This window comes from Stutzerimonas nitrititolerans (genome assembly GCF_003696285.1).
Taxonomy (GTDB): domain Bacteria; phylum Pseudomonadota; class Gammaproteobacteria; order Pseudomonadales; family Pseudomonadaceae; genus Stutzerimonas; species Stutzerimonas nitrititolerans.
In genome coordinates this window covers 1-6,891 of the sequence record NZ_RFFL01000029.1, presented here as the reverse complement: position 1 = coordinate 6,891, position 6,891 = coordinate 1, and the positions used below count along the sequence as shown (strand labels likewise).

The following is a 6,891-nucleotide window of genomic DNA, read 5'->3' as shown; positions in this document are numbered from 1 at the left end:
CAAGAAAAGAAGAGGGCTCCTAGAGCTGATGCGCCAACATCAGCCCTAGGCGCCAACCTGCAGAGCGAACCTGCAAGCCAGCCAAGGCCCCCCGCACTCGCGAGTGCCGGGCGAGCCTAGCAGATACCAGAAGGCTTTGCAGATGATGAGAGATTGCCGATGTGGCAAGTGCAACAGACTTCTCGCCCGCGTGGGTGAGTACAGCAGTATCCAGATCAAGTGCTCGCGTTGCGGGACCTTGAATCACTTGAAGACCGAGAGTCTCGTCACCTCGCCAGTGAGCGATCAGGAAGCGGCTCAAGCCGCCATTCAAATCAATCATTGAGGAACGAACTCATGAAAGCATCTCGTAAATTCTTTGCTCTGGCTGCCCTGGCCGTCGCTGGAGCGGCGTCGCTGCATACTTCGGTAGCCATGGCCGACACGGTCGTCCAGTGCAACAACATTTCACGCCCGGCCGGCTATCTGACGGTCGAAACTGACATCCCCAACCCTACCTGCGTGACCTACAAGGCGAACAAGTACCAGACTCCTCAAAACGGTCTGACCATCGTTTACCCGGCTGAGCTGCCGACTCTCGACGCGCAGTTCGGGGTCACGAGCGTTACGGGCACGATGTATTCGCCGCGTTACGTGATCGGGCAGATCGTGGATAAGGGCGTTTACTGCGCCTACAAGATGTCCTCCTACAACTACGTTGCGGTATCCAACGGGTACCTGGGCGTGTGTGCAGGCGGTTCGGGCGTTCCCAACTCGGTGAAGATGCACAAGCTGCTGAAGGCCGAGGTCAAGGGCTCGGCAGGATCGCCTGCGAAGTTGACGATCAACCTCAATCCGGCGGTGAGCGGCACCTTCAACTATGCGGTGCGTACCACGGCAACCCTGAACGGTGCGTCTACCAAGGTCGTGAAGACCGGCCTTACTGGCAACAAGGGTTACACGCTGAGTGAGCTGGCTCCGACGCTGGTTACCAAGGCTCAGCAGGGTGCAACCTTCAGCTTTGAAACCGAAGTGTTCGGTGGCCCGACTTCCATGGCGATGGAAACTGTTACGGCTACTGGTGCTCAGCTGATCGGCAAGTAACCGAGCTGCTGTGCAGAAGCCCTGGGTCGTCCAGGGCTTTTTATTTTCTTCATTGGGTGGCGGGCGAACTGATCAACGCGTGCTGCTGTGTGCAGCAGGCGCCCTGTTGAGTTCGCGTTGATCCAGTATCGCCGATGCAAGCAGCGGGCCGCTGCTGGTTGGCGTAGATCGATAGGTGTGCCGCGGAGACCTGCGGCATCCGCTCTCAAAAATTGTTGAGTGCGGCTTGGATTTGATCAGCGTACTGCGCCAGATTGTCTAGCTCGCTATCAAGGTGGGTCCCGTTTGTTGGTGCGGCTGCAACCCGTGCGGCGATCAATTCAAGTGCGGCTGCCACCGCAATAGAACGCTTACGCGCCGCGGACGCGTGCTCATACGAGGCATTTGTGTTACCGGCTAGAGCCATCGTTATTTCGCTCATGCGAGCTTCTCCTGATCGAGATGGTGGTCAGACTTACATGACGGCAGTTTGCCGCATTTCAATCCCCTGTTCGAAGCTTTCTTGCTGCCAGGAACGATGAGGCACAGGCAATGCCAGTTAGACCTCCGCGTATGTGCGCTGAACCGGGATGCTCGAGGCCGTCCACTCCCGGCTCCCATCGTTGCAGGACGCACAAGGCACAAGTAGACGCCAGGCGAACCGAGCAACGAAAGGCGGCCCACCGCGACTACAACCTTCGCCGAGACGAGTCAGACGGCTTCTACAAGACCGAGCGCTGGAAGAAGCTGAGCGCTTACTACCGCAAGCGTTATCCGGTATGTGAGTACTGCAACAACGCCGCGAGCGATATCACCGACCACGTCAAGCCCTACAAGACGCATCCTGAGCTGGGCCTGGAGTGGGACAACCTGCGGGCCTTGTGTAGGCCTTGCCACAACCGAATAGGCGAGCAGATCGGATTGGCTGGCCGCCAGGACGGAACCACCCGCAGGGGGTAGGGCGGGTCGAAAGTCTGTTGAAAATCGGCGCCCGAACGACGGGGGGAGCCAAATTTTCACACCGTCAAAATTCATATTTGAAAGTCTGAGGTAGCGAGATGGCACGCAAGCCGACCGCTCCGCACCTCAAGGTCCTGCAAGGCACCAGCCGCCCGGATCGCGAAGTGCCGGATGCGCCCGAGTACGACCTGATCGAGGAGTTTCCCGATCCACCTATCCACCTGAATGCCGATGGNGTGCCGGATGCGCCCGAGTACGATCTGATCGAGGAATTTCCCGATCCACCTATCCACCTGAATGCCGATGGCGCTGACATGTGGAACCGTCTTGGTCCGCAGTTGGTGGCAGCGCGCGTACTGCAGGTCGTCGACCTGTTTTCGCTCGAGCAGCTGTGCTTCTCCTGGCAGCGGTTCCGTATGAAGGCGAAAGCCGGCATGGAGATGACCGCCGCAGAAGACACGGCGCTCAAGGCACTATTTTCAGAGTTCGGCATGACGCCTGCCAGCCGCCGCAAGGTAGCGTCTGGCGGCGAGAAGCCGGCCGGCAACAAATTCGCGTCGAACGGAAGACCTCAGAAGGCATAACCATGGCGAATGATCGCGACTACGTACAGATCGCGATCGAGTACGCCAAAGGTGCAATCGCCGACAGGAAACGCAAGAAGCACGGCAAACTGATCCGCCAGGCCGCAAAGCGGTTTCTGGATGATCTCAAACGCGCCAAGAAGAAAGACTGCCCGTTCATCTTTGACCACTGGCATGCCAACGACCCATGCGACTTCATTGAGAAGCTGCCACACGTCGAAGGCAAATGGGATAAGCCAGAGATTGTGATGCACCCGTCCCACATCTTCTTCGTAGTCCAGCTGTTCGGGTTCCGAAAGCGAGAAGGCGAAGAGATAGAGGGGTGGGGTTACTTCCGGCCGCGGCGATTCACCTCTGCACTGTTCGCGGTGGCGCGCAAGAACGCCAAGTCGACGCTGTCATCCGGAATCCTTCTGTACTGCGAATGCTGTGAGCCGGAAGAGGGCGCCCAGGTCATCAGCGCAGCGACCACGTTTCCGCAGGCGTCGATCATCTTCAACACTGCCAAGCGGATGGTTGAGAAAACGGCGGACCTGCGCGATGCCTTCGGGCTCGAGGTTTGGGCCAAAGCCATCAGTCGTGCTGAAACCGGCGCGACCTTCAAGCCGATCCATGCCAAGGCCTCGACACAGGACGGCCTGAACCCTTCGCATGTTGGGCTCGATGAGATCCATGCCCACAAGTCGGCTGATCTGCTCAACGTCCTGACGTCGGCCGCTGGCGCGCGCAGCAATCCTCTGTGGCTCTACACCACGACCGAGGGCTACACCAACCCTGGCCCTTGGGCTGAAATCAGGATGTTCGCCAAGAAGCTGCTGGCGGGGTTGTTCAACAACACTGCCGACCACTTCCTGGTGGTGTTTTACGCGGTGGACGAAGAAGACAAGTCTGCAGGAATCAAAGCTGACGAGGAGTTCGACGAGCGAGTCTGGATCAAGGCCAACCCGCTGATGGATGTGAACCCGCACCTGCTTGCCGCCATCCGCAAAGAAGCGGTCGAAGCCAAGCAGATGCCCTCGAAGCTGGCTGAGTTTCGAATCAAGCGTCTGAACCGCCCGGCCTCAACTGCTGATGGCTGGGTCGATCTCAATAAGTGGCAGGCGTGCGGCGGAGAGGTCGATCTCGAGTGGCTGCGGGACTTCCCTTGCTGGGGTGGGCTCGATCTGGCGAGTACTTCTGACCTTTGCTCGTTCCGCCTGGTATGGCTGGTCGAAGGTGTTTATTACACCTACGGCTGGCGCTGGGCGCCTGAGAGTGCGGTCGCCTACCGGACCGAGCGCGGAACCGTCCCCTACCAGTCATGGGTAGAAGCTGGCCTGCTCAAGCAGACCGAGGGCAACGTCACTGACTACGCGGTGATCGAGGCCGACGTTCTAGCGGTATGTGAGGAATTTAACGTCCAGGCGATCGCCTATGACCGCTGGAACGCCAGCGACCTGGTAAACCGGCTGATGGCGGCAGAGCTGCCAATGATCGAGTTCATTCAGGGGCCTCGTTCGTATCACCCAGCAATGCAGGCGCTCGAAATGGCCTACATGTCGGGAAGGTTCGCCCATGGCGGCGACCAACTTCTGAACTGGTGCGCCTCGAACCTGATAGCACGGCGCGACGACAACCTGAATATGGCGCCCGACAAGAAGCGTAGCGCCGACAAGATCGATGACATGGCCGCGCTGTTANGGCGACCAACTTCTGAACTGGTGCGCCTCGAACCTGATCGCCCGGCGTGACGACAACCTGAATATGGCGCCGGACAAGAAGCGTAGCGCCGACAAAATCGATGACATGGCCGCGCTGTTGATGGCGATTGGTGTCTCGAACGTCGAATCCGAAGAAGCGGATGACGACGACTTCATGAACGCAATACGGAATCCACTGATCGCATGAGCGCACTGACTGCTTTTCTGCTGGCATCGCTGGCCGGCTTCGGCCTGCTGTGCGCTGGCGTCTGGATGCTGGCCGGCACCGCCTGGGCGTTGCTCGCTGGCGCTTTCTCAATGTTCTGCGTGGCTGGCTTCATTCGTCGAGGAATAACCAGTGAGTAAATCCCTAGTGCACGCAATGAGCCGCGCTGCGGCGCGCCCCTCGGCGAGCATTGGAGGCTGGTTCGGCAAGACGATCCGTCTTTCGGATGGCGGTTTCTGGCAGAGCTTTCTCGGTTCTCAATCGAGCAGCGGCAAGACGGTCAACGTTGACAATGCGATGCGCCTGTCTGCGGTGTGGGCGTGTGTCCGCATTATTTCAATGTCGGTTGCTGGCCTGCCGCTGAGCATCTATCAACGACAGCCGGACGGTGGCCGAGAGAGCGCTCGCACCTTCCCCCTGTATGACGTCGTCCACAACAGTCCAAACGAGGACACGACAGCCTTCCATTTCTGGCAATCAGTCGTTGCGTCGATGCTGCTGTGGGGTAACGCCTACTGCGAGATTCACCGCAGTGCTGGGCGGGTGATCGCTCTCGACTTCCTGATGCCGTCCAGGATCCGTCTTGAGACGGACGACAACGGCCGGCTCGAATACTGGTTCCGCCCGAAGAAGGGCGAGCCGCGTCAGATCCAGCGCGAAAACATGCTGCACATTCCGGCTTTTACGCTAGACGGAAAAGTAGGGCTCTCTGCCATCCGGTACGGTGCAGATGTGTTCGGCGCTGCAATGTCAGCTGACGACGCAGCCAATGGCACGTTCCGGAACGGCATGATGCCGACCGTGGCTTTCAAGGTTGATCGCGTGCTCAAGCCTGAGCAGCGAGATGACTTCCGCGCATACGTTCAGACCGTCTCAGGCGCAATGAACGCCGGAAAGTCTCCGGTGCTTGAGGCTGGCGTGACGCCTGAGATGATCGGAATCAACCCGGTCGACGCTCAGCTCCTAGAGTCACGCGGACACAGCATCGAAGAGATTTGCCGCTGGTTCGGTGTGCCGCCCTGGATGGTGATGAAAACCGACAAGGGGAGCAACTGGGGAACGGGTCTTGAGCAGCAACAGATCGCCTTCCTGACCTACTGCATCATGTCCTACACCGCGCCGATCGAGCAGTGCGTGAACAAGAAGCTCCTCAGCGCCGTAGATCGCATCAAGCATTACGCCGAGTTTTCACTTGAAGCATTCCTTCGCGCCGACAGCGCCGGCAGGGCGGCTTACCTCAGCACAATGTCGCAGAACGGGTTCATCACCCGAAACGAAGGCCGGGTGAAGGAGAACCTGCCGCGTATGCCAGGCGGCGATGTGCTGACGGTGCAATCGAACCTGGTCCCACTGGATCAGCTCGGCAAGCAAGACGATGGGCAATCCGTGCGGGCGGCCCTGATGAACTGGTTACAGCCAGACAAAAAACCTCAGGAGTAACCCATGCAGCTCAAAATCCAGTCTCGCGGCTTGCGCAGCGAGCTAAGCCCTCGTGCGCTCGAAAAATGGAATCCGGCCATCCAGGCAGCGGTGGAAAGCACTTCTGACACCATCACCGTCTACGGCGTGATCGGTGAAGACTGGTANAGGAGTAACCCATGCAGCTCAAAATCCAGTCTCGCGGCCTGCGCAGCGAGCTGAGCCCTCGTGCGCTCGAAAAATGGAATCCGGCCATCCAGGCAGCGGTGGAAAACACCTCCGACACCATCACCGTCTACGGCGTCATCGGTGAAGACTGGTACGGCGAAGGTGTGACGCTGAAGCGTATCGACGCAGCCCTTCGGGCCATCGGCGAGCGCGACGTCACCGTCTATATCAACTCCCCCGGCGGCGACATGTTCGAAGGCATCGCCATCTACAACCGCCTTCGCGAGCACAGCCACAAGGTAACGACCAAGGTCCTCGGTATGGCCGCCAGCGCCGCCTCTGTGATTTACCTGGCTGGCGCAGAGCGGCAAGTCGCAAGCAGCGCTTTCCTGATGATCCACAACTGCTGGACCTTCCTCGCTGGCAACCGCCACTACCTGCGCGACGTTGCCGATGACATGGAAGAGTTCGACGCCGCCATGGCAGACCTCTATGCCGAAACGAGCGGCCAGTCCGTCGAGAGCATGGCCGAGATGATGGATGACGAAACCTTCATCCGCGGCAAGCGTGCCGTCGAGATCGGTCTGGCTACCGGCCTTCTAGCCGCCGACGAGATCACCCAACGCGAAACAGAAGAGACCCAGCAGAGCAATGCGCTCAAGGCGCTGGACGTCGCCCTGGCTAAGGCCGGGGTGCCCCGATCTGAGCGCAAATCCATGATTTCCAGCATCAAGTCCAGCACGCCTCGCGCTGCTGGCGGGGACAAGCCGCGCGCTGTCCCGACCGATACGCC

At 59.3% G+C, this 6,891-nt stretch carries 9 protein-coding genes; 8 read left to right on the top strand and 1 reads right to left on the bottom strand.

Annotation, left to right across the window (positions count from 1 at the left end; translation table 11 throughout):
• Positions 1-142: 142 nt before the first annotated feature.
• Together EA795_RS20240 and EA795_RS20235 are read left to right on the top strand one after the other, a co-directional pair.
• Positions 143-325: a Com family DNA-binding transcriptional regulator gene (locus EA795_RS20240; RefSeq protein WP_122079164.1), complete on the top strand. Its 183-nt coding sequence runs from the start codon at positions 143-145 to the stop codon at positions 323-325.
• An 11-nt stretch (positions 326-336) separates the two neighbouring features.
• On the top strand, positions 337-1,083 hold the full coding sequence (locus EA795_RS20235) for a hypothetical protein (RefSeq protein ID WP_147456326.1): 747 nt from the start codon (positions 337-339) through the stop codon (positions 1,081-1,083).
• 205 nt (positions 1,084-1,288) lie between these two features.
• Here the strand turns inward: EA795_RS20235 and EA795_RS20230 are convergent, their stop codons facing one another.
• Positions 1,289-1,504 (bottom strand): hypothetical protein, encoded by a 216-nt coding sequence (locus tag EA795_RS20230; protein WP_240645056.1) that lies wholly within the window; start codon positions 1,502-1,504, stop codon positions 1,289-1,291.
• A 131-nt stretch (positions 1,505-1,635) separates the two neighbouring features.
• Between EA795_RS20230 and EA795_RS20225 the strand changes: the two genes are divergently transcribed.
• From EA795_RS20225 to EA795_RS20195, 6 genes are all read left to right on the top strand, one after another.
• Complete coding sequence (locus EA795_RS20225) at positions 1,636-2,022, top strand: HNH endonuclease signature motif containing protein (protein WP_170162255.1); 387 nt, start codon at positions 1,636-1,638, stop codon at positions 2,020-2,022.
• Positions 2,023-2,608: 586 nt separating this feature from the next.
• A complete protein-coding gene (locus tag EA795_RS20215) occupies positions 2,609-4,336 on the top strand; it encodes a terminase large subunit (protein WP_122079158.1) in 1,728 nt (575 codons plus the stop codon).
• Positions 4,266-4,493, top strand: coding sequence for a terminase TerL endonuclease subunit (locus EA795_RS20210; RefSeq protein ID WP_205891508.1), 228 nt, complete (start codon positions 4,266-4,268; stop codon positions 4,491-4,493). Before EA795_RS20215 ends, EA795_RS20210 begins: the two co-directional genes overlap by 71 nt.
• Positions 4,490-4,651, top strand: a complete 162-nt coding sequence (locus EA795_RS21245) for a hypothetical protein (RefSeq protein WP_170162254.1) — start codon at positions 4,490-4,492, stop codon at positions 4,649-4,651. The genes EA795_RS20210 and EA795_RS21245 overlap by 4 nt, the downstream gene beginning before the upstream one ends.
• Complete coding sequence (locus EA795_RS20205; protein ID WP_122079157.1) at positions 4,644-5,951, top strand: phage portal protein; 1,308 nt, start codon at positions 4,644-4,646, stop codon at positions 5,949-5,951. Before EA795_RS21245 ends, EA795_RS20205 begins: the two co-directional genes overlap by 8 nt.
• A 158-nt stretch (positions 5,952-6,109) precedes the next feature.
• A partial coding sequence (locus EA795_RS20195; protein WP_147456325.1) for a head maturation protease, ClpP-related occupies positions 6,110-6,891 on the top strand: 782 nt, incomplete at its 3' end.

Excerpts from the sequence above, each read along its gene's own strand:
- EA795_RS20240 (WP_122079164.1), top strand. The coding sequence starts at position 143 with ATGATGAGAGATTGCCGATGTGGCAAGTGCAACAGACTTCTCGCCCGC.
- EA795_RS21245 (WP_170162254.1), top strand. The coding sequence starts at position 4,490 with ATGAGCGCACTGACTGCTTTTCTGCTGGCATCGCTGGCCGGCTTCGGC.
- EA795_RS20235 (WP_147456326.1), top strand. The coding sequence starts at position 337 with ATGAAAGCATCTCGTAAATTCTTTGCTCTGGCTGCCCTGGCCGTCGCT.
- EA795_RS20230 (WP_240645056.1), bottom strand. The coding sequence starts at position 1,504 with ATGAGCGAAATAACGATGGCTCTAGCCGGTAACACAAATGCCTCGTAT.
- EA795_RS20225 (WP_170162255.1), top strand. The coding sequence starts at position 1,636 with ATGTGCGCTGAACCGGGATGCTCGAGGCCGTCCACTCCCGGCTCCCAT.